Consider the following 21343-nt stretch of genomic DNA (forward strand, 5'->3'; position numbering starts at 1 on the left):
ATGGCTACTCAAGCCCTTCCCTCGTTCCGTGTCTTCCTGGCCCGCCTGGCCGCTTCTGCGCGCCGCGCAGCGGCCCCAGCTCGCCCGGTGCCGTCCATGCAGCAACTGGCCGAGCGCGACCAGTTAATGGAGTCCGCCGACCTTCTGACCCTCGCACGGGCTGTTAAACGGGCCTAACCCCACTACCCAACCGAGCGCCGCGGCTTCGCCCCGGCGCTCCCCGCTGGAGAACAGGATATGTACGGACACCAGACCACGCCGACCAAGGCCGCCAGGACATGCCAGGCGCTTGCCGCCGCTGCGCGCAAGGCCGAGCTGCAACACGATTGGGAAGTGGCCGCAGAGTTCTACGAGGCCGCCGCGACGTTCATCACCAAACCGGGCGAACTGGCGCACCGCGATAGCGCCGGCTTGCTGCGCAAGGCCGCCGCATGCTGGGAAGCCGGAGATCGAGGCCAGGGCGCAGGACCTGGCCACCGTTGAGGATGTGGATTGCGCAATCCAAAAGGCCCGCTTTCGCGGGCCTTTGTCATCGTGCGACCGGCTGGAATGGCGACCCGGCGCAGTGTTCGCCGCCGCAAAGAATCGCCAGTTCAGGCTTGCCCCACACCTGCGTTGCGCACTTCGGGCACCGGTACTTGACCCGGTTTGACCGGTTCGGCGGCACCTCGGGCGGCAGCTCGACCAGCTCACCGAGCGGCCCCAGTTCATCGCCGCCCTGATCCAGAGCTTGCCCCTGGCCTTCGTCCTCACCGTCTACGTCATCGACAAACCCGCGACCGTTCGAGCCGGTCGGCGGGTCAATTTGCGGTCGTTCCGGGGGGAAACGGTCGTACCACGACAGCGAGAAGTCCCGCGTCAGCAGCTCCGCGCAGCTCACGTCAAAGCGCCCGCCTGGGATGATGTAGTGATCCATTTGTTCGCCCAGGCGCTTGCCACCAGGTGCGCCGGTATTGCTGGGCATCAGGCCCAGGGCTTCCATGCGGGCGGCCCATTCCTTGTTGTGGTAGCCACGCCGGCCAGGCGCGCCAAAGTGGAACTGCCACAGGTGCACCATTTCATGGGCCAGCACCGACAGCGTTTTGCGCAATGAGCGAATCGCGAAGTAGCCGGGGTTCATGGCGATTTCATCGGTCATTTCACCGCTACGACGGGCGAAGCGCTTGCGCGAGAAGTAGCCGTAGGTTCGGCGTTCACGCTGGAGGGTGATAAGGCAGTCCGGTAGCTGGCCGTCGAACAGCTGGACGTTGAAGTGTTCATACGCCAGTTGCAGCTCGGCATAGACCTCATGAGTCGGCAGTAGCGACATGGTGACGATCCTGTCTTGTGGATTGTGCAATCCAGTTTAATAGAAGTGGATTGCGCAATCCAGGGCGAGGCCTTCGGCGCGGGCTGTCGTGCTGCGCATCGAGCCACGGCTACGCCGCGTCTCGCCCCTTCGGGCTTCCATCCCTCTCGCCTCCGCGCCCGGTTCCCAGGCGCTGCGCGCTCCGCTTGCCGCACGGGAGCGCCTGCGGCGACTCCCACAAACGGCGAGGCCGCCTTGCGGCGGCCTCAGCGTGTGTCACAACCCGGCGCTAGCCGGCAACCAAGCGGTAGAAGAGCAGGGCACCGCCCAGGCCTCCGGCCAGGCCGGCAATGCCGGCGCAGATCGCCGCCACCCATACCGTCCGCCGCTGGGTCGCGGCCAACAGGCTCTTGGCCTGGCGGTCCAGCTTCTCCAGGGCCTTGTCATGCCGTGCCTCGGTTTCCCGAATCGCGGCGGTCAGCTCCCGATTGGCCGTCACCAGCTCGGCGCGTGCGTCTTCGACCGTGGAGGCCAGGCTTGCGCCGGCCTCCTGCATCGACTGGTGGACCTCACGGGCCGCCGCGACCGCGCCCTGGAGATCGGCCAGGATCTCTTTCGAGTCGCCCAGGAACCACTCAATTAATACTTCTTCTCTCGGTTTCCTAGAATCCATCACTGGCACTCCGGTGCACTTAGGCCGTCAAAGCGGCGAAGCATTCGTCCAAGTTAGCGCGAACGGGCTTCGCGTAACTTGTCCAACGGTGAAGGCGTGCATATTCCTTGGCCTTCTCAACATCAGTTTCGGCCTTGGCCATTGCCTTGTAGTCGGTATCTTCGCCAATCAGTTGATCGAACGACATTTTGTTGGCCGCGAGATAACCATAAACGTCGCTGTCAAACAGGAACGCGCCCGGTTTGATGGTCGCCTTCTTGGTTTTCTTTACATAGTTGTAGATCGACGGAATTTCAGCTTCGGGATTATCACGGATTCGGTTCGGCAGCAGAATGATGCGATCAGGAGAAACGCCGATGGTCGCCAGCGCCTCAACAGTTTTCAAGCTTTCCTGCCAGGCCTTTTGCTCGGGAGTTACCGGAATGATGAACTGTTCAATTTCGTCAATGAAACCGTGATAGCGCGATCCAGCCTCAAAGAACGATTCGATGTTAGAAGCGCCAATGTCAATAATGGCGATATCTTCAAGTACCAAATCCTCAATCAGCTCGCCCGCTTCGCGGCCTCGCATCGTAACCACTTCGGCAATACCCAAGTCCAGGGCCGACTGGTTAATCGACTCGATGGCAAAGAATGCCGCGCCTGGCATCCGAGGGTAGAGCAGGTGCGCTGCAATAGTGGTTTTGCCGATGCTGCCGCTGTAGTTCAAGATCGCTCGTTTCATACGCTATTTCCTTTTGCCCGTATATTTATCATCAAGATCAGAGAAATCCATGGAGTGGACTTTCTCGAAATCGCTACTGGTGACGATGCGACCCTTTACGGGTGCGCCCGCCTCGGGTGGCGTTGGTTCGTCTTTCTGGATTGCGCAATCCACATCCTTTCCCTGGCCATCACTTTCCGGTCGGGGTGGCGGTGGGGTGGTCGTCGCTGGTGTTCCAGCTCGCTCCTGCCTTGCGGCCCTCGCTCGCATCAGCGCCTTGCAAAACCCGTTAAAGCCAATCCCCATCCCGTGCTCTTCTTTGAGCGTTTTCCAAACATCCTCCCGTGAGGCTCCGGCTGTCAGTGCGGCCTCGATCTCGCCGAGCATGTTCCGCACCAGGGCCGAATCGCTCCGTGGTTTTAGTCGCGATAGTGGCATCGCTTACCCCTCGTTATCGACCTCGGGCACTTTTGTCCCCTCTTTGTCTCTGATCCGTACTCTAGCCGTCCCTTTTGACTCTGGCAAGTCCCTTTTTTGTCTCTCCGGTGTCTTCACATCGTCTCTCGGTTGTCTTCAATGCGTACTCAGTGGCACCCCTGGGCGGCGAAAAGCCCCTCACGCTGCGCGTGAGGGATCAGGAGGACGCTTTTTTGCGGCCTCCGAGGGGTGCAGACGGCTATTTTCTCCCTTAAAAGCAGAGCGGTATTTTCCCTTAACGAGCTATACACCATACGCAATGCTTCGCATCGCTAAGTCGTTGAAAAATAAAGCATTTTCAACGACTCGCGAAAAAGCGTAATACCTGCGTAAGACAAAAGTGAGTGCAAGCCCTGATTTTGCTGTATTTTGTGTCTGACACACGTCAGACAAGGAGGCCATCCGTGCCCACAGTGAGCTTTCGATGCACCGAAACACAGAAAATCGAGCTGGAAGAGCGGTCCCAGGGCGACATTTCGGAGTATGTACGCCGGCAGCTTTTCCGGCAGATGGAGCAGGAGGACACGCTAGAAATGATCCTCCAGCGCCTCGATCAACGGCCTGGCGGTGACGGCCAGCCGACCGCTGGAATCGACCGCCAGTCGATGGCCATCTTGATCGAGCTGCTATTGCTTCTGCGCACCGCGTCCAAACCGGATGCTAAGAGGGAAGCCCAGGCCGAGGTCGAGCGCCTGGGCTTCGACGTATGGGATTCATCAAAGAGGGATAGCTGATGAACGAGCGCCAACGATCTCAAATCTGCCTCGCCGTCATGGTGCTGGTGCCACTGTTCGCGTGGTTCTTTACCGCCAAGCTGATGTATGGAATTGAAAAGCAAGGCGCCCGAGACAGGGTGTTCTACCTGGCGAAAAACACGTTCACCTTGTGGCCGCTTGCGGTTGCTTTAGTTGGTGGGCTGATACTCGCGATTGCGTTGTGCGTGCTTATCGTGAAGTTGAGCAAGACCACTTTTGCCGGCGCTCACTTTGATAAGTATTTCCGTGGTAGCCAACTTGTCTCCCAGCGTGAGCTTAAACGACTGACAAAGGAGAAAGAGGAACAAATAACTATTGCCGGGGTGCCTGTTCCTATTGCTGCCGAGGCGACACACTTCTCAGTTGGCGGGGCCACGGGTACGGGTAAGAGTACGATTTTCCGCGAAATGATGTATGGCTGCATGCAGCGGAAAGATCGCATGGTAATCCTTGATCCCGATGGAGAGTTCCTATCTACCTTCTACCGCAAGGGCGATAAAATCCTGAATCCATATGATGCCAGGACGGAAGGTTGGAACTTCTATAACGAAATCCGTAGTCACTACGATTTCGAGCGCTACGCAAAATCCATTATTCAAGTTTCAGACAGTAACGACTCGGAAGAATGGAACCAGTATGGCCGTCTGCTGTTCGCAGAGGTGGCCAAGAAGCTGTATAACACCACGCGCAACCCTGGCATGCGGGAAGTATTCCGATGGACTAACGAGTGCGACTCGGAAACTCTCCAGGCTTTTGTAAAAGGCACAAGAGCCGTATCTTTGTTTACTGAAAACGAGCGCGCTACAGGCAGCGTCCGGTTTGTCCTCAGTAATAAACTACCTGCGCATTTTGATATGCCACCAGGCAATTTTTCGCTGCGCCAGTGGTGCGAAGATCCTAACGGCGGCAACTTGTTTATCACTTGGGACGAGAACATGCGCGAAGCGCTGCGCCCATTGATTAGTTGCTGGGTGGATACCATTTTCACCAGCATTCTTGGGATGAAGTCCAATCCCAAGCGCCGGATCTGGACCTTCCTTGACGAGCTGGAATCGCTGCAACGACTGCCCACCCTGGGCGACATGTTGACTCGGGGCCGGAAGAAGGGCGGTTGCGTGGTATCTGGCTACCAGTCCTACACCCAGCTCGAATCCGTGTATGGCGAGAAACTGGCTGAAACGATGCTGGCCAACCACCGGACAATGGTTGCCCTGGCCGTTGGCCGCATGGGTACGGCAACCGCCGAACGCATGTCCAAAGCCTTGAGCGAGCATGAAGTACTGCGCACCAAGGAAGGCCGCAGCTCGCGCTGGGGTGACTGGGGCACTCGCAGCGAGAACGAGGATGTGAAACCCGAGCGCATCGTTATGTCGTCGGAGATCATGGCTTTGAACAACCTCGAAGGCTTCCTGTCGTTCCCCGGAAGCATCCCGATTGCGCGTGTGACCATCGACCCGATCAACTTCACCCGCACGAACCCGGTACCGGGCATCGTCCCAAACCTTGAGATCATCTAAATGCTCGATATCACGACCATTTCTCGGCAATCACTGGGCAAAGTCGTGTCGTACTACGCGGATGGTGCGGATGACTACTACGCAAAAGACGGCGGCGCCATGCAATGGCAAGGTGCCGGCGCCGAGGCATTGGGCCTGTCCGGGGAAGTAGAGCAGGCCCGATTCCGCGAGCTATTGGATGGCCGAATTAGCGACAGCACGAAGCTCATGCGCACTGTCAAAGAGGCTGATGGCAAAGTGGTCAGCAAGGAAAGGCTTGGGTATGACCTCACCTTTTCAGCGCCCAAAGGTGTGTCGCTCCAGGCCTTGGTCCACGGTGACGCCAGCATTATCGAAGCCCACGATAAGGCGGTGGCAGCAGCCATTCGCGAGGCTGAACGGTTGTCCCAGGCCCGAATAACGGTCAACAAGAAGACCGGTACCGAGAACACCAACAACTTGGTGGTGGCCAAGTTCCGACACGAAACCTCACGCGCCCTGGACCCCGACCTGCATACCCATGCGTTCGTGCTGAACATGACCCAGCGTAGCGACGGCGAATGGCGGGCACTGAAAAATGACGGTGTGTTCAATTCGTCCATGTTCCTGGGCAACGTCTACAAGGCGGAACTGGCCCGCGAGCTGGAAAAGGCCGGCTTCCAGTTGCGCTATGAGCGCAACGGTACATTCGACCTGGCGCATTTCTCCGACGAGCAGATCCGCGAATTCAGTTCGCGCAGCCAGCAGATCGAGGCAGCGCTAGCGGCGAAAGGCCTGGACCGCAGCACAGCGTCGTATGCTGAAAAGAACCAGGCCGCGCTGGCCACCCGCGACAAAAAGCAGGGTGGAATCGACCGCGAAGAATTGCGCCAGGTTTGGCTTGAACGGTCGAGGGCTTTGGGTATCGACTACCACAGCCGCGAGTGGGCCGGCGTCGGCGCCGATGCGCAGGGCGGCAGGGAGCGAAACAGCGCCGCCACTCCGCAGATCGAGAAGCCCCTGGAGTACCGTGCCGACCAGGTGATCGAATTCGCGATCAAGAGTCTGACCGAGCGCCAGGCGGTTATCGGTCAGAAGGAGCTGATGGATACCGCGCTGCGCCACGGGTACGGCGCCCTCACCATCGACGACGTGCGCGCCGGCATCGAGCGGCGTGCCGCATCTGGCCACCTGATCCGCGAGGAACCGCTTTACTCTTCACAAAACCCTGCCGATGGAAAGAAGGGGAAGGCCGCCGAGAAGGCCCGCGAAGAGGCGCCACAGCTCAGCCGCAAGGAATGGGTGGCAACCCTTGTCCGCGCCGGCAAATCGCGCTCAGAGGCCGCCAGGCTCGTTGATGAGGGCATCCGCACCGGACGGCTGCGCCAGGGTGAAAACCGTTTTACCACGCACATCGCGCAGAAGCGCGAACGCGAGGTGCTGCAAATCGAGCGAATGGGGCGCGGTACGGTTGAGCCACGGATCTCTAAAGAAGCCGCCGAAGCCTTCCTTGCCGATCGGGGCTTGAAGGCGGAACAGCAGGCCTCGGTGATGCGGATCGCCCGCACACAAAACCAGTTCATCGGCGTCCAGGGCTTTGCCGGCGTCGGCAAAAGCTACATGACTGTAGCGGCCAAGGATCTGCTGGAGGCGAACGGATACCGTGTCACCAGCCTGGCGCCCTATGGTAGCCAGGTGAAGGCGCTCCAGGCCGAGGGTCTGGAGGCTCGTACTCTGCAATCGTTCCTCAAGGCCCGCGATAAGAAGATCGACAGCAACACCGTCGTGTTCATCGACGAGGCCGGCGTAATACCTGCGCGGCAGATGCACGAAGCCATGAAAACCATCGAGGCTGCCGGCGCCCGCGTGGTCTTCCTGGGCGACGTAGCACAAACCAAAGCCATCGAGGCCGGCAAACCCTTCGAGCAGCTGATGAAAGCCGGCATGGAAACGTCCCGGCTGACCGACATTCAGCGGCAGAAGGACCCGCAATTGCTGGAGGCGGTGAAGCTGGCCGCCGAGGGTAAAGCCAAGCAATCGCTGCCACTGGTGAACGAGATACGCGAGATCAAGGAAGACGGGGCACGCTACCAGGCGATTGTCGACGCCTACGCCAAAATGACGAAGGCCGAGCGTGACCAGGCTCTAATTATCACCGGTACCAACGCCAGTCGGATCCAAATCAACGAAGGCGTGCGGGAGGCGCTGGGACTGAAAGGGCAGGGCGCGGAGTATCCATTGCTCAACCGTCTGGATACGACCCAAGCCGAGCGCCGGCACAGTAAATACTACGGCAAGGGCAGCATTGTCGTCCCCGAGGTGGACTATAAGAACGGGCTGCAACGTGGCGTACAGTACGTGGTACTCGACACCGGCCCCGGCAACAAACTCACCGTGCGCGGGCCAGAAGGCGAGACGCTGCAATTCACTCCAGCCCGTTGTACAAAGCTTTCGGTCTACAGCGTCGAGAGAACAGAGCTTGCCGCTGGGGATCAGGTGAAAATCACCCGAAACGACGCTGAAAAGGACTTGGCCAACGGCGACCGATTTGTGGTGAAGGAGATCCACAGCGACCGCGTGGTGCTCGAAGGAGACAAAGGCCGCCAGGTCGAGCTGGACACAGCATCGGCTATGTTCGTCGGCCTGGCCTATGCTTCGACCGTTCACAGCGCCCAGGGTCTCACCTGCGACAAGGTGCTCATCAACCTTGAAACCCAATCGCGCACCACCGCCAAGGACGTGTACTACGTGGCTATCAGCCGCGCCCGTCATGCAGCGGAAATCTTCACCGATAACCGGCAGAAGCTGGGGGATGCGATCAGCCGCTTGAACGCCAAGGCCGGCGCCCTGGATATCAAGCAGCTCCAGCGGCATGCGCTCGAGCGCAAAGGGCACGACCAGGCTGGCAAACAGAAGGACGCCGTGCAGAAGCAACAGCAAGGCCAGCAATTGCCGGCCAAACAGCCCAAAGAAAAGGGCAGGGCATTCGGTCTGTAATCAGCAAAGGGGCTTCGGCCCCTTTTTGCTGCCCGCTAGACGCCTCTCGACCGGCGCATGTCTGCGATGCGCTCATGCGACACGCCTGCGAGTTTGGCCAGCACGTTATTCGGGACCAGGCCGAACAAGTGCGCGTACCGCTCCGCACGCGATACCCGGCGATAGGGAGCAATGCCCAGGTACTGCTGGCGAGCTTCCACAACCCCAATGGGTACGCCCACTTCGCGGCTGATCTTGGCGGCAGACATGGTGCCCAGGAGCGATTCGTAACCGAGTCCGGGGCCGTGGTAGTCCTCGACAGGCGCCGGCCTGGCCAGGTCAGGGGAGGGCGCCACAGCATCCAGGCCGAACGCCTCGCGCAGCGCCTGCACGACTTCTACAGCCACGCCCGAGGCCTGGGCAATGTCCTCATCGGGAACCAGGCCCAGCGCGCTCTTGTAGGGGCGAATAGAGAAAACGGAAATTTTCGTACGCTAAGCGCTCTGTCTGTCAGGTTGAGGTCGTAGAGGTGGACGCTGGAACGTCAGGAAATTCAGAAAGCCATCCTACTCTGACGCGGCCTGAATGGTCGGCCTTACGCCCGGTTGGGGTATACCTCAAATTGACACTGCGTATTCCAGAGAACGTGATGACGGAAGGTTGAACCTTCCGTCATAGCGCATCTGGTTTGGCCTCCCGTCAGCCAACCACGGGAAACACTGACTCGATCATTGGAGAATGGTCAGCTTGGCCTTGAGATCAATGGCTCTCGCGAAGTTGTGGTAATTCGGCGATGTTCGCTGCACCTGCGCGTGCAATGCTTTCAGCGCCGCCGAATCCGCCGACGACTCCATTTCGACCTCATACTCGACCTGGTCGTACCCTGGATTGATCCCAGGATCGATTCCAAGAAAACCTCTCAGATCGAGGCTTCCCTTCGTGCGGATAGTCAGCGATTGCAACTCGATGTTCATTGCCGCCGCATTTGCCGCGTAGGTTGCAGTCATGCATGCGTTCAACGCAGCCAGGATCAATTCTTGTGGATTAGCGGCCGTGTCGGTACCGAGCAATTCTGCCGGTTCGTCCGCGTCGATGACAAAGCCGCGCGCCAAGGCCGTGTCACCTAGTACGAGCGGCATGGTTCGCGCACGCGTCCGGGTGCCACCCTCCCAGGTTGTCACGACGCCGAACGTCGCGATGCCTGCGGCGGGCTTTGCTGCGACCTGATCTGCAAACTCACGCAATGCGCCGACGTTGATCCCGTTGCCGGGAGTTCCTTTAATGTTTGTGTTCATTTCTCGTTCCCCCATTATGTGTTACGCCCGGCCATCACGCCGCCGTCAACGTCCCAGATTGCGCCCGTCACCCATGCTGCCTTGTCCGACAACAGGAAGAGGATGACCTCGGCGACGTCTTGTGGCGTCCCAACCCTGCCGATTGGGTGGAAGCTGTTGAATCCCTGTAAGGCGCCATGAACCTCGGCCTTGGGTATGAATCCCTCGTAAATCGGCGTTTCGACAACCGCCGGAGAAACGGCATTGACCCTGATTTGTTTGGATGCCAGCTCCATCGCAAGGTGCTGGGTCAGCGAATGCAAACCTGCTTTTGCCATCGAATACGCGGACGACGGCGTAGCCGCAATCGCCTGCTTGCCCCACATCGAGCCGATGTTCACAATGGCGCCGGGACGCTCGCTGGCCACGAGATTGGCCACGACTTTTTGTGTGATGAAGAAGAACGCTTTATTCAACGTCAAATATTGTTCGTAATCACTTTCCGTGTGCTCAAGAAACGCCTTCGGGAAGAACACCCCAGCCGCGTTGACCAGAAGATTGATGTCCTTGTGGTGTTCATCGATGGTATGCAGGAGTCGCTTCACATCTTCGGCTCGCGAGAGATCGGCAGTCAGGGCGGTCACGGTGCCCAACGACGACAGCGCCTTGCGGGCCTCTTCGGCCTTGTCTTCACGGTGACCGACGATGACGACGCTTCCGCCTTGCTCAAGAACCATGCGGGCAGTTTGCAGTCCCATCCCGCTAGTGCCGCCGATGACCAACAACTTCTTGCCATTAAATTCAGTACTCATAATAATCTCCTTAACTACCAACTAAATGGTAGGGTTGTGTTGCAAAAAAAGTGCCGACCTCAGGTCAACACGGTGGAAAGAAAAGTGTTTCCAACTTCGGCCGGTCCGCGTGACGACCGCATGCCACGGCCCACCATCATCGAGCCTTCCAACGCGCACAAGAATGCCTCTGCGAGAGCCTCTGGGGTGGAATTCGAGGTGATCAGCGCGGCACGCTGACCATCGGCAACGACAAGAGTCAACCAGTCGAGATTGACTTTAAAGAATCGCTCGACCTCGCTCACAACGGCGTCCGGCAGCGAGTCCGACTCGGCACCCAACATGCCGCAGACACAAAGGCGCCGGTCCTTGGCGAAGGTGCGTTCGAAAAGTGCCGCATACGCAGTTAGCCTGTCAGGCGCTTTCGCATGCTGCCCTTCGATGCTCAGCAACTCCTCACGAAACCGGTGCGTGTAGCGCTGTGCGACCACGGCCACGAGTTCACCCTTCTTGGGAAAGTGGTGGTGGATACTTGGTTTTTTGATGCCTACCAACTGGGCCACGTCGTCGTATGAGAAGCCGTTGTAGCCGTGCTGCTGTACCAACCCTTCAGCGGCATCGACCACCCGCTCGGCGGTCGGCGAGATTTCGGAGAAATGCTTCATGCAAGCGCCTCATTTGATTCGGCGACTGGCAGGTGGCCTGTCTTGACCAGGATGGTGCAGCCTGTATTGCTGAAGGGACGGTGAGCACTCAAATGCGGACTGCGCATCCATGTGCCGGTAGGGTAGCTTCCGAACTCATCCTCAAAGACGCCTTCCAACACATAGATTTCTTCACCGCCGTAGTGACGATGCGAATTGAATCGTGTCCCCGGGGCCCAGCGCACCAAAGCCGTATGTTGTGTGTCGAACTCAGAAAGTGGCATCACCGACAGACCCGGCACGAGGCCTGGAAACCAGGGGCCGTTACGGGTGTCGACCACGGTGCGTTGGCTGTCGGCTAGATCAAGATGGCGCAGCTTGACGAACAACGTGCAACCCGTCGCGGAGCTCGGTGCATGCGAAGAACCTGGTGGATTCTTGATGTAAGTCCCAGGCCCGAAGGTCCCGGATTCGTCGCTGAATTCGCCGTCCAGGACCAGAATCTCCTCGCCCAAGTCGTGCTTATGATTTTCAAAAGCGGAGCCCGGCGCGTATCGCACGATCGAGGTGGCACGCGCCACTTCGTCGCCATCACGCTCCAGTAACTGGCGTTGAATCCCGGTCGCTGGCGAATCGACCCACTGTAAGCTTGAAGGCTCGACGACAACACGCTGCGAAAGATCTGAATTGAGTTTGGGGTTTGGGGAGCAATGGAACCGAAAACCAACATAAGCACGAATTAAAGTTCGCTTTACTCGTCATCTGTTGTGGATTAGCGAACTTTGATTGGCGAAACGAGTTTATCGCACCACTTTTCGGGTGGTCACGGCCTTTCCTAGTGCTCGCTGAAACGGTTTCATAAAACGGTGGTTTTATCGTACTCCCCAGACAGAGCGCTGGTTTGCGGGCAGGTACTGGGCTTAAGTGCGTTTACTGTTCCATTGCTCCCCGAACCCCTTCCACGCCGCTACGACCAATCAGCAGCAGCTGGTCGTAGACATCGCCTGTTTGTGGCTCGCCACAACCCATGGCGATAAGGCTTTCACGTACCGCCTTGGTGATCTCGTTGGCGGTGGCAGTCCAGATATTGGTTGCTTCGGTCATGCGTACTACTCCTTGGGTTTAGCCCTGCAGGGCGCTAAGCGGCTTGAGTTCCTACACCGCTGCCATTGCTTGTTTCTTGAACATCGGGTCGTACAGGATTTCCAGCACTTCACGTTTTTCCATGTACACGACCACATCCAACGTGGTGTTGATGGTCTTCATGATTACGTCGTAGTCGAGCGCCCGACCGATTTCCGAGGCCTTTACCAACGTGGCGATACGCGCAGGAGTGCTGGCCGCGCTGTCAGCGTGCGTCGAGAAAATGCCCCCAGGGTGCCCCGTGTTCGCGCCGGCCAGGTAGTCCCAGGCTGCATCGTCGCGCAGCTCGGTCAGGAAGATTCGGTCCGGGGACAGGCGCATGCACAGCTTGAGGCATTCACGGGCCGACATTCGCCCGTCGCCTTCGCCGTACATCAGATAGCCCACCTCATCGAGCCGGTTATCGTCGATTTCGTGCGTATCTTCCATCAGCAGCACACGTTCAACCGTAGGCACCGCCCCCATCAGCGAGCGGGTGAGAGTGGTTTTGCCGGAGCCGGTAGGACCGGCTACGGCAATGTTCCGCTTAGTCTTGACGGCCAGCGTCAAGAAGCCTTCCACGTCCCCCTTTTCCAACAGCGCAAGCAACTCTTCCTCGAACGGCTCAAGAGAGAACTGTTCAGACTGCTTACGGTGTCGCACCTTGGCAAAGCGGCCTTCCTGGGCAAGCTGGGCCAGGCTCTTCGATACGGGCAAATGCTTACGAATCGACATGAGCATGGTCCCCTCGACAGTCGCAGGGGGCCAGCAGAACGTCCCCCGAGATCCGTCCGGCAACTTCACGTAGCTGATAGGCGTGCGGCCGAGTCCGTTCAGGCTCAGTAGATGGTCATTCAAGGCCCACAGGTAGTCGTAGGTGATCCGTGGGTCGGCGTGCAAGACACGCCCTTTGGGCGTGTCACATACCACCTGGCCGAACTTGTTCACCCGAATCTCGAACACTTCTGGATCGTCGAGGTACTTCCGCAGCGGGGCGAAGTTCGCCGCCGCCAGGGCCATGTCCATGTCTGCTAAAGCCAGGTCGCGCTCGGTCGCAATATCCATATGTGCCTCCCTCACTCCACCATTTCCAGGCCATACACATCGCTGAAATCAACGTCACGCGGCACGAAGATCGAAACGGCTTCGCCGTGATTGACGGTCAGGGTTGGCGGGATGTTGATAGTGGCGCGCAATACTTCGCGGGCCAGCGAATCGGAGGTGTTCGAGGTGTTGTCGAGGTTCACGGTCGTGTCGCTGTCCGACTTGTCGGTGGAGTTCACCAGGGCCTGCATCAGACCACGGCTCAGGTCACTGAACACGGAAATGAACATGGCACCACCGAAGCGATCCCAAAAGTGGGTATCGACCTGCCCAGGAATGCCGGCGCTACCGAGGCGGTTGGTACCAGGCGCATCGAGGTAGGCCACGGCGCCGTCGCGGTTGCGAACCCGCGACCACAGTACAAAGGCCCTGGCCTGGCCCATCAGGATGCCGCCACTGACTTCGCCTGTGATCTTCGCGCCCTTGTCGATCAGCACCACCGAACCGTCAGCCGAACGAACCTCCTTCGACACTTGGCAGGAAACGAAGCCGGGAACAGTGGTATCCAGCTCGGTGATCGTGCCGCAGTTAATCATCGTGCCAGCGGCTATCGACATGCTCATGTTTTTCATGAGTGTCGCCCTGGATGCAGTGTACCGGGCGCTATTCATGCGTGTGGCCAACTCCGAACTGCCACTGCTGGTTTGTACCGGCTCGGCCTTCTCACCACGACTAGGCGTAGCGACTGCACCCTGGGAGCGCATTTCCTCTGTCCCGCTCGACGCACTGAGCCGGCGCTGCATGGCCTTTTGCTCAGGCGTTAGCTCGACCTTGCCCTGCTGTGCGGGCTGAGCCGGTTGCACCGGCTGCTGGTAGGTACTGGCGGCTTGCGCCTGCTCGGCTGGCTGCTCGGCAGGTTCGTCCTCGGCGTTCGCAGGTGTGGTTGCGAAGCTCACACCCGGCAAGTTCCTGGCCTTGTTGGGCGAGGCTTTTTCGGCCTGTTCCTGCTGCTGGAGTTTCGGCGCAATCACATTGTTGTAGACGATCCAGCTAATGAGACACAGGGCAATCAGGAACAACACGCCGATGAACGCTCGCAGGCCTGGCACTTTCTTTTTCGGCCCACCATCGAACCCGCCCCGGTCGTCCTCGAACGTGTCCAGTTCGTCGATATTTACGTCGCGGCTCATTCCTCACCCCCTTTCAACACGCGCTTAACCACGGGCGAGTTGGTGCCGGTCTTGCTAGCGCCCAACGCCGGGTTGTAACCGCCATTGACTACACCCACCACGCGATCACCCAGGCGAACCCGCCATTCACGCGCCGTTGTCTCGGCCACGATGATGTTGGAATACTCGCCCTCGATGTGCGTCTGCGGGATGGTTTCCTTGCCATCCGGGCCAATCATGTAGACGTTTGGCAACGCTGCATTGGCCGGAAACTCGAAGTAGGTAAAGCGGAAATCATCCCAGGTGTGGGTCGGCCTGATCTCCAGGCTGTTCTCATCATCGGAGCGGGTATAGGCGATGTTCACTGGCCCGTTATTACCCTTGGCCAGCGCCTCGCGGACGCGTCGTTCTTCGAGCTTTTTGTTAGCAACCTTCATGTCTTCAAACGGGTATTTGAAGATGACGCCTACCGTGGCTTTGCGCATGCTCCAGGGCGTCTTGATGAACTCTTCTTTCACTTGTCCATCAGGGCCTTTGACGGCATTGCTGCCGATGTAGTGCAGCAGGAAGTAGTACGTCCGCTTGCTGGTCACCACGGTCAGGTTGGTGTCGCTCAGTTCGGCAATTGGCCGGATGAATACGTTGTTGTCCTTGTTGACCAGCTCCCAGGCGCTTTTCGCACCGAAGTTATGCGTCACGTAGACCTCATCCGGGGCAAATTGGATGAGCGTTTGCAGGCCCACCACCCCGTCAATCTGAACAACGTCCATCGGGTTGTAGATCACCGTCTTGATCCGATAGTCGTAGGGGCTGTCTGTCTTCTCGTTGAGCGCCAGGGCAGGCGCCGATACCAGCGCCGCAGCCAAGGCAGTTGCAATAGCGAATTTGAGATTCATTATCGGCCCCCCCCACTGGCAACAGATTCGGCATTGACTCGGTACGAGTAGACGCGGAATCCAGCCGGGTTGATGTAGCGCTGCGCCGCCGTCAGCTCCATGTTGTCGTAGCGATAGGACAGGGTAGCGATCCAGAATTGCGGAGCCTCATCCGCACCACGGGTGCGGTATTTTTCAGTGGTAGAGAAGCGAACCGTAGCGATACCTGTTTCACGGTCGAGGATGACCGAGGAAACCTTGACCTTGACAGACTTGCGGTCGCCGACGGTCTTGTCCATGGCTTCCTTGGTGCCCCACTTGTAGCGCTTCTGGTAATCCTCGGCCACATCAGGGCCGGCCATCAGACCGATAGCGTCATAGTCTGCCTGCGCCGTGTTGAACTCGTAGCTTTCGTAATGGCGGATGAACGTAGAAACCCAGTAGGTATCTGCTACATCGCCATAGCTGGATTGCGGGGTCAGCAACGACACCTGCTGGATAGTGCCGTCACTATTCATAACCAGCATGTGCGCCGGGACCGGCTGGCTGTAGCGGTACATGGTGAAGCCGGTCACGGCCAACGCCACGCCGGCCAGAGCACCCAGGCCAGTCGCTACCCACCAGGCAACTCGACGGGATTTCAGCACCTCATCGAGCAGATCCGTTTCCAGGTTCTGGCGTTCTTCTTGGAACACGGCCATGTCGGCCTTGGTAATTGCCTCGTTCTTATCAGCCCGACTCATTCTTTACGTTCTCCATTCGTGGCCTGGGGAATTACCCCAGGGCGTCCTACTAGGGCGCTGGGCAACGTCTTGTTGACCGGCACCAAATTGGTCATGTCAGGCTCAGGTGCGGGCTTGGGCTTGCTTGCGCATCCAGCCAGAGCCGCAACCAGTAAGATCCCGACCAATCCCGTCGAAAACCGCACCATGTGATTTACCTCAGATGAGAAAAAGACAGGGCCATAATAAATCCCTGAAATTATAATTTCAAGGACTTATTACAGCCCAAATGTGATTCCGTTTAGCCTGCTCGGCGTGAACCTCTGGCCATGCCCTGCATGGCAGTACCCACAGCACTTGCCGCTGCGCCGGCTGGACCGGCTGCCGCACCTGCCGCTGCTCCAGCAGCTGCACCACCACCGGCACCTGCACCAGCACCCGCACCAGAGCCAGCGCCGGCTCCGCCGCCTTTTCCGGCGTTACCACCGCCACCCTTGCCTGGGCGTTGACGACCCGGTACGAACTGCACCGAGACACCACTACCCCAGGACGCGGCCAGGTCGGGGATCTTCTTGAGGACAAACCACGTCACCACGGTCAGAAGGCCGCAGGTGATGATTGGTACCAAGATCGGCGAGTTGGCTGCCGGGTCTGCCGCCGCCGCCACTGCTTTGCCGTAAAACTTCATCAGCAGGCCGAAGGTGGCGGACAGCAGGATGGTTATCAGCCCGAAGTTGATAACCGAACCGATCCACTTCGAGAACAGGTCGCGCAGGGAGTCGAACATCAGGCACATGATAAAGATCGGCCCGAAACAGACCGCGATGGCCAGCATAAACTTGGCCATCAGGATCAGGGCCGCGCCAATGCCGCAGACCAGCACCGTGGAAAGAAGCACCGCAGCCGCCAACAAGAAGCTCGCAAGGCCTGCACCACTGGTCACGCCTGCGTTATCAAAGGCACGCTGCGCGGTTTTCAAGCCATTTTCCAGCGCCTTGTCGATGGTACTGGCGACTTCGTTCTGCACGTTGGAACCCGACTTGCCATCGACAATCAGGATCGAGGCGAACTCATCGGGTGTTTTCAGCGCCACATCTGCGAGTTCGGTCTGATACCAACCGCCCGCCGACGATATGCTGAGAATGAGGCCCCAGAATGCGAACTTCTTGAGCATGTCTGTCAGCGGCTCGCCGTCGCCGCCGTAGAGTTTAAAGGCGCCTTCGACCATGAGAACAATGGTTAAACCCAGGGCAACCAACGGTGTCACAGCGGCAATGATGGTCGCCACGTTCGACGCCACCAGCTCCTTGGACACTTCGTCCATGTAGCTGAATATCTGAGTCGTTGCGTTATAAGCCATTGTTCACCCCCGTCACTTCTTATCGAGCTTGAGGTCGATGCTGTAATCCGACTGCCCTTTGCCCATGGTCACGACTTGAGCCTCAGCGGCCAGGGCATTCTGGCAATCAGCGCTCACCTGCTCTTTGGCATCGTTACGGCACTCGGCAACGCGAACCGCCCGTTCCTTGTCATGCTGCATGTACCACTCTTTGGTGTTGGCCTCACCACAAGCGGCCAGGGCAGCGAAGAGTGGCAACAGGCATACGATCTTTTTCATAACGGTCATTCCGTGAGGTTAGGGGCTTCAAGATTGTCGTTCTGATCGCCAATGACATAGCGGCGAACGGCAGTCTGTTGTTGTTGTTGCAGTACCTTGTCTTGCGACTGCTGGAGGATGGCCATCAGTTGCAACTTGGCTTGCTCGCCCTGGATCGCGCCTTGAGCGGTCGAGATTCTGGCTTGCAGATCAGCGATTTCTTTCTGCGACGTGGTTGTGTCGATCTGGTTGGTCAGCGTCTGGATATCTTCCAGTTCGCGCATCTGGTTGTTGTAGGCCTGCTGCGCCATTACGCGGTCATATGCCCCTTTTTCCTTGAGACGCTGGTTCACCAGGTCCAGTGCCTCGGTTCGTCCCATGTTCTCGACCTCGCTATCGAACTGGGTGAGCATGTCGCGCACAGAGCCTGTGATGCTCGAATTGCTGTTCATCGCGTCGGAGTAAACCTTGCTCCAGTCAGCCGGCAGGTTCTTCTGCAATGCATCAGCACTACCAGGCAGCATCCCACCAAATCCGCGTGCGCCGGTCATAGAGGCGTACATGCCTTCTTGGGTTTCCAGCTGCGACTTGAGGTTGGCCAACTGCTGGACCATGTTCTGGACTTGCAGCGCCGTGTTGGCCAGCACGGCAGGGTCTTCGACAACGACTTGTGCATGCGAGACGCTTGCGGCCCCCAGGAAGATGGCCATCGTGCAGCTCCGCACGATGGCTTTTACCTTGAGCGCCGGCAGACGCATTACGTCCTGGGTGTCCGCAGCGGCGAAAACGTACTTTTCCATGTCAGTTGCTCCTGTTCTGTTGCTTGGGTAAAACCGCTTCCCAATACTTCGGCAGCCAAACCTCTGGCTTGGCGTTTGGATTGGCGGCAAGGATGCTTTCCAGGCGATCCGCATTGTCCGGGGTGCCCGAAAGGATGCTTATTGCCTTCTCCATCCCGCGCAGATCCATAGTTGCAATGGCCGATTGACTGCCCTGCTTGACCAAGAACTGACGGCTGAACTCAGGGATGTTTAGCAGCGCCTGATATTCCGCCTCGGTCAGTTTCAGCCCCTTCATGTAGTCCACGGGGTCTGCTTCCGGGTTTTCCAGCAGGATCTTGGTCACGCACTGCTGCATGATCGTTTTGCCGATCCGGCTTTCCAGGGCGTCGTTTGGTTCCTGCGTGGAGAAGACGTAGATCGCGTCCTTTTTCCGGTCGGTCTTCAAACCGCGCTTCACTTCCACATCCATGTAGGGATCGTCCAGATACTGGGCGAATTCATCGAACACCTGAATTACGCGGCAGCTACCATCGATGGCCAGGCGCACGCGATAGAACAGGTACATCAGCAACGGCGTGCGGGCTTGTGGGGCCGGTTGATCCGGGGCCACGATAAAGTCGGTCAGATCGAAACCAAACACCTTGTGCGTGTCGAAGGTCAGGGCGTCGGACGGGTTATCGAACAACCAACCATGTTCACCACCTCGGCACCAGGGCTTGAGCATTTCAGCCAGGGACAATTTCTGCTGGTTGTTGACTCGCGCCGCTGCCGGGATCTGCCGCCAAATCGCATAGAACGAACGCAGCTCTTTGTCGACCAGGCCACTGACCATCACATGGTCAACAGCTTTGCCGATGAGTTCCACGTCGGTCTGTTCAATCGGGCCGCCGTTCGTGGTTTCCGCGCAAATCCTGATCAGACGCTTGACCATGGCAACGTTGGCGGTAGTCGGCTCGATTTGCGCCGGCTGCCAGCCCGTCGATTCGCCCTCGCGCAGCACGGTATAGCGCCCTTCCAGGGACGTCACCAGGGGCATCATGCCCCGGTCTTTGTCGTAGCAGATAACCCGTGGCTCGAACTTGCTGGACTGGGTAATCAACGCATTGAGCAGGGTCGTCTTACCGGCACCGGTCTGGCCGAGGATCAGGGTGTGGCCTGGCGGACGCTTGCCGAACGACTGTTCTTCCATCGGCGACACGTGCCAGTTGAAGAACAGCGGCGTACCTGCCGTGGTCTTGAACAACGTGACTGCTGGTCCCCAGGGGTTGTTGTTCGCCTTGCCAGTCATGAAGCCGTGAAACGGCGAGAAGCACAGGAAGTTCCAGCTATTCACTGGGACCGGGCGGGGAACATACGCATGGTTGGCCGGCAGCATTGCGTAAAAGGCAGCCTCGGAAGCGAGGCCAACCGAGTCAGCCTTGATACCGCAGTCGGTCATCATGCCCTTGGCTTTGCGGGCCAGCTTCTGTACGTCTTTCGCAGTGTTTGCCCAAACGTGGATGGTCGCGTGATGGAAACCCATGACAAACCGCCGCGAGGTCACATCGTCCTCGGCGTCTTCCAACTGCCGAATCTGCGACTTGCCCTTGTCCTTGGTTTCCAGCATCGATTTCTGCTGGTTAGACAGGAACGTCTGAGCAGCCCCCAGCGACATGCAGCAATAGGATTGGGTCAGCACGTATTCAAAATCAGCTTCCATCAGCAGGTTCAGCTGGCCAGGCTCCGTCTCATCGTCGTAATCGACGATCTCAACACCAGCCAAGTAATCAATACCATCGAAGCGGCGGCGCTGGATAATGTCGCCCCAAATAGAGGATACGGGCCGGGTTTCCACCAAATACGAACGAATCTTCGAGCGGCAGACGGGTACTGGCTGCCAGTAACCGTTGATGAGGAACGACAGCCATTCCAGGGCAGTAGAAAATGCCCGAAGGCTCCCGGCGCTTTCTGACGCAGGAACTGCCGGCGCTGGTGCGGTCTTCACCGTATCGGCCAGAAGGTCGTCAGGATCGATATCGAAGGCATCAGCCTCAAGCCCGGTTTCATCAGCCAGCCAGGTGTCATCTTCCTGATTCTCGGCAGTGGCGATTTCGCCGCGGCTGTTGCGATAGTAGACGCCCAACCGCTCAATACCGTAAGGCTTGAGCGTGTGCATGACACGGCTGCTGATCTCTTCCAGGGCGTTCAACGCCTCGTTGCGCATGTCTACCAACTCTTCGCGGGTTGGTCGCTCCATCTTGGAAAAGACCTTCTGCGCCAGGTCGCCTACGGGGTTGTAAACCACCGTGAGGTAGAGATCATTCACCATCAGCGGCTTAGACTGGAAGCTCTTGCGGTAGCTGTCGTCAAAGTGCTGGGCGAACGCCAAGTTCCACTCCGTTTCCGGGTAGTCGTTGACCTCGCGGTGATGCTGATGGGTCCAATACTTGACGTGCTCGGTGCTGATCTGCCTGAACATGGTGTTCAGATCTCGGTGCCAGCGGATCAGGTCGAGATCCGAGGCACAATCGTGCGTGCGACCACGAAGCTTGAAGATCGTCAGCAGCTCGCCGTTTTCCGTGCTGATTACGTGGTCGGTGATGTGGTGTTGATACGGTACGAATTTTTTGAAGGAAGGTTCCTTCGTGAATTTTTTGACGCTCTTTACATCGCGGGCTGTTACGGCCATTAGTCTTGATCTCCGTAGTCCCTGGGCGAGTAACTAGACCCGCCCCACAAGTTCGTAAAAGACGATTCAGACCTGTTCACAATCTTGGTCTTCCAAGCCAGGTAGAGAATCCGAAAAGCTCGGTCATCGTGCTTGGTGATGCACCATTCGATGACAAACAGGAACACGAATACCCCAATGGCCCACAGGTGAATGAACTGGAACAACGCGCCGCAGAACATGAAGGTGACGAGCAACACAGTTCTAGGCACACCAGCTAAGGTCGGCAACCGAGTTGCCCCTTTGAACAAGGGGAACCGTCCTTGTGA

23 protein-coding genes and 1 pseudogene are annotated in these 21343 nt (G+C 58.3%); 5 read left to right on the plus strand and 19 right to left on the minus strand.

The genetic code is table 11. The features are described from left to right. Both GST84_27630 and GST84_27635 read left to right on the plus strand, forming a co-directional pair. Window positions 1-177, plus strand: a complete 177-nt coding sequence (locus tag GST84_27630; protein XGB16143.1) for a hypothetical protein — start codon at window positions 1-3, stop codon at window positions 175-177. Between the two features lie 60 nt (window positions 178-237). Continuing rightward, entirely contained in the window at window positions 238-483 is a 246-nt protein-coding gene (locus GST84_27635; GenBank protein XGB16099.1) for a hypothetical protein, read from the plus strand. Window positions 484-529: 46 nt separating this feature from the next. On the opposite strand, the gene GST84_27640 is transcribed toward GST84_27635, so the two are convergent. The 4 genes from GST84_27640 to GST84_27655 form a co-directional block, all read right to left on the minus strand. Further along, window positions 530-1309: a sprT domain-containing protein gene (locus GST84_27640; GenBank protein XGB16100.1), complete on the minus strand. Its 780-nt coding sequence runs from the start codon at window positions 1307-1309 to the stop codon at window positions 530-532. Between the two features lie 268 nt (window positions 1310-1577). Continuing rightward, on the minus strand, window positions 1578-1844 hold the full coding sequence (locus GST84_27645) for a StbC (protein ID XGB16144.1): 267 nt from the start codon (window positions 1842-1844) through the stop codon (window positions 1578-1580). A 136-nt stretch (window positions 1845-1980) separates the two neighbouring features. Next, the gene (locus GST84_27650) at window positions 1981-2685 is read right to left on the minus strand and encodes a StdB protein (GenBank protein XGB16101.1); all 705 of its coding nucleotides are present in this window, start codon (window positions 2683-2685) and stop codon (window positions 1981-1983) included. Window positions 2686-2688: 3 nt separating this feature from the next. Next, window positions 2689-3051: a StaA gene (locus GST84_27655; protein ID XGB16102.1), complete on the minus strand. Its 363-nt coding sequence runs from the start codon at window positions 3049-3051 to the stop codon at window positions 2689-2691. A gap of 494 nt (window positions 3052-3545) precedes the next feature. Between GST84_27655 and GST84_27660 the strand changes: the two genes are divergently transcribed. The 3 genes from GST84_27660 to GST84_27670 are packed head-to-tail and all read left to right on the plus strand — an operon-like array spanning window position 3546 to window position 8368. Then, the gene (locus tag GST84_27660; protein ID XGB16103.1) at window positions 3546-3875 is read left to right on the plus strand and encodes a hypothetical protein; all 330 of its coding nucleotides are present in this window, start codon (window positions 3546-3548) and stop codon (window positions 3873-3875) included. Continuing rightward, complete coding sequence (locus tag GST84_27665; GenBank protein XGB16104.1) at window positions 3875-5413, plus strand: type IV secretion system DNA-binding domain-containing protein; 1539 nt, start codon at window positions 3875-3877, stop codon at window positions 5411-5413. Before GST84_27660 ends, GST84_27665 begins: the two co-directional genes overlap by 1 nt. Continuing rightward, on the plus strand, window positions 5414-8368 hold the full coding sequence (locus GST84_27670) for a conjugative relaxase (GenBank protein ID XGB16105.1): 2955 nt from the start codon (window positions 5414-5416) through the stop codon (window positions 8366-8368). 35 nt (window positions 8369-8403) lie between these two features. On the opposite strand, the pseudogene GST84_27675 reads toward GST84_27670, so the two are convergent. From GST84_27675 to GST84_27745, 15 genes and pseudogenes are all read right to left on the minus strand, one after another. Continuing rightward, window positions 8404-8817 (minus strand): annotated as a pseudogene (locus tag GST84_27675) (hypothetical protein). A 258-nt stretch (window positions 8818-9075) separates the two neighbouring features. Continuing rightward, window positions 9076-9642: an OsmC family peroxiredoxin gene (locus GST84_27680; GenBank protein ID XGB16106.1), complete on the minus strand. Its 567-nt coding sequence runs from the start codon at window positions 9640-9642 to the stop codon at window positions 9076-9078. 14 nt (window positions 9643-9656) lie between these two features. Then, window positions 9657-10433: an SDR family oxidoreductase gene (locus GST84_27685; GenBank protein XGB16107.1), complete on the minus strand. Its 777-nt coding sequence runs from the start codon at window positions 10431-10433 to the stop codon at window positions 9657-9659. Between the two features lie 59 nt (window positions 10434-10492). Continuing rightward, window positions 10493-11077 (minus strand): TetR family transcriptional regulator, encoded by a 585-nt coding sequence (locus GST84_27690; protein ID XGB16108.1) that lies wholly within the window; start codon window positions 11075-11077, stop codon window positions 10493-10495. Beyond that, window positions 11074-11796 (minus strand): cupin, encoded by a 723-nt coding sequence (locus tag GST84_27695; GenBank protein XGB16145.1) that lies wholly within the window; start codon window positions 11794-11796, stop codon window positions 11074-11076. The genes GST84_27690 and GST84_27695 overlap by 4 nt, the downstream gene beginning before the upstream one ends. Window positions 11797-11986: 190 nt before the next feature. Beyond that, window positions 11987-12160, minus strand: a complete 174-nt coding sequence (locus GST84_27700; protein XGB16109.1) for a hypothetical protein — start codon at window positions 12158-12160, stop codon at window positions 11987-11989. A gap of 51 nt (window positions 12161-12211) precedes the next feature. Then, the gene (locus GST84_27705; GenBank protein XGB16110.1) at window positions 12212-13243 is read right to left on the minus strand and encodes a pilus assembly protein CpaF; all 1032 of its coding nucleotides are present in this window, start codon (window positions 13241-13243) and stop codon (window positions 12212-12214) included. Window positions 13244-13254: 11 nt separating this feature from the next. Further along, window positions 13255-14412 (minus strand): conjugal transfer protein TraF, encoded by a 1158-nt coding sequence (locus GST84_27710; protein XGB16111.1) that lies wholly within the window; start codon window positions 14410-14412, stop codon window positions 13255-13257. Beyond that, window positions 14409-15287 (minus strand): TrbG/VirB9 family P-type conjugative transfer protein, encoded by an 879-nt coding sequence (locus GST84_27715; protein XGB16112.1) that lies wholly within the window; start codon window positions 15285-15287, stop codon window positions 14409-14411. The genes GST84_27710 and GST84_27715 overlap by 4 nt, the downstream gene beginning before the upstream one ends. After that, window positions 15287-16009 (minus strand): type IV secretion system protein VirB8, encoded by a 723-nt coding sequence (locus tag GST84_27720; GenBank protein ID XGB16113.1) that lies wholly within the window; start codon window positions 16007-16009, stop codon window positions 15287-15289. Before GST84_27720 ends, GST84_27715 begins: the two co-directional genes overlap by 1 nt. Before the next feature lie 280 nt (window positions 16010-16289). After that, entirely contained in the window at window positions 16290-17348 is a 1059-nt protein-coding gene (locus GST84_27725) for a hypothetical protein (protein ID XGB16114.1), read from the minus strand. 12 nt (window positions 17349-17360) lie between these two features. Next, on the minus strand, window positions 17361-17606 hold the full coding sequence (locus tag GST84_27730; GenBank protein XGB16115.1) for an EexN family lipoprotein: 246 nt from the start codon (window positions 17604-17606) through the stop codon (window positions 17361-17363). 5 nt (window positions 17607-17611) lie between these two features. Continuing rightward, the gene (locus tag GST84_27735; protein ID XGB16116.1) at window positions 17612-18385 is read right to left on the minus strand and encodes a type IV secretion system protein; all 774 of its coding nucleotides are present in this window, start codon (window positions 18383-18385) and stop codon (window positions 17612-17614) included. A 1-nt stretch (window position 18386) separates the two neighbouring features. Beyond that, window positions 18387-21035 carry a type IV secretion system DNA-binding domain-containing protein gene (locus tag GST84_27740; protein XGB16117.1) on the minus strand — a complete coding sequence of 883 codons (2649 nt, stop codon included), beginning with the start codon at window positions 21033-21035 and terminating at the stop codon, window positions 18387-18389. Next, window positions 21035-21325, minus strand: coding sequence for a type IV secretion system protein VirB3 (locus GST84_27745; protein ID XGB16118.1), 291 nt, complete (start codon window positions 21323-21325; stop codon window positions 21035-21037). Before GST84_27745 ends, GST84_27740 begins: the two co-directional genes overlap by 1 nt. Window positions 21326-21343: the final 18 nt, after the last annotated feature.

The organism is Pseudomonas putida, assembly GCA_041879295.1.
In the GTDB taxonomy this organism is placed as follows: domain Bacteria; phylum Pseudomonadota; class Gammaproteobacteria; order Pseudomonadales; family Pseudomonadaceae; genus Aquipseudomonas; species Aquipseudomonas putida_Y.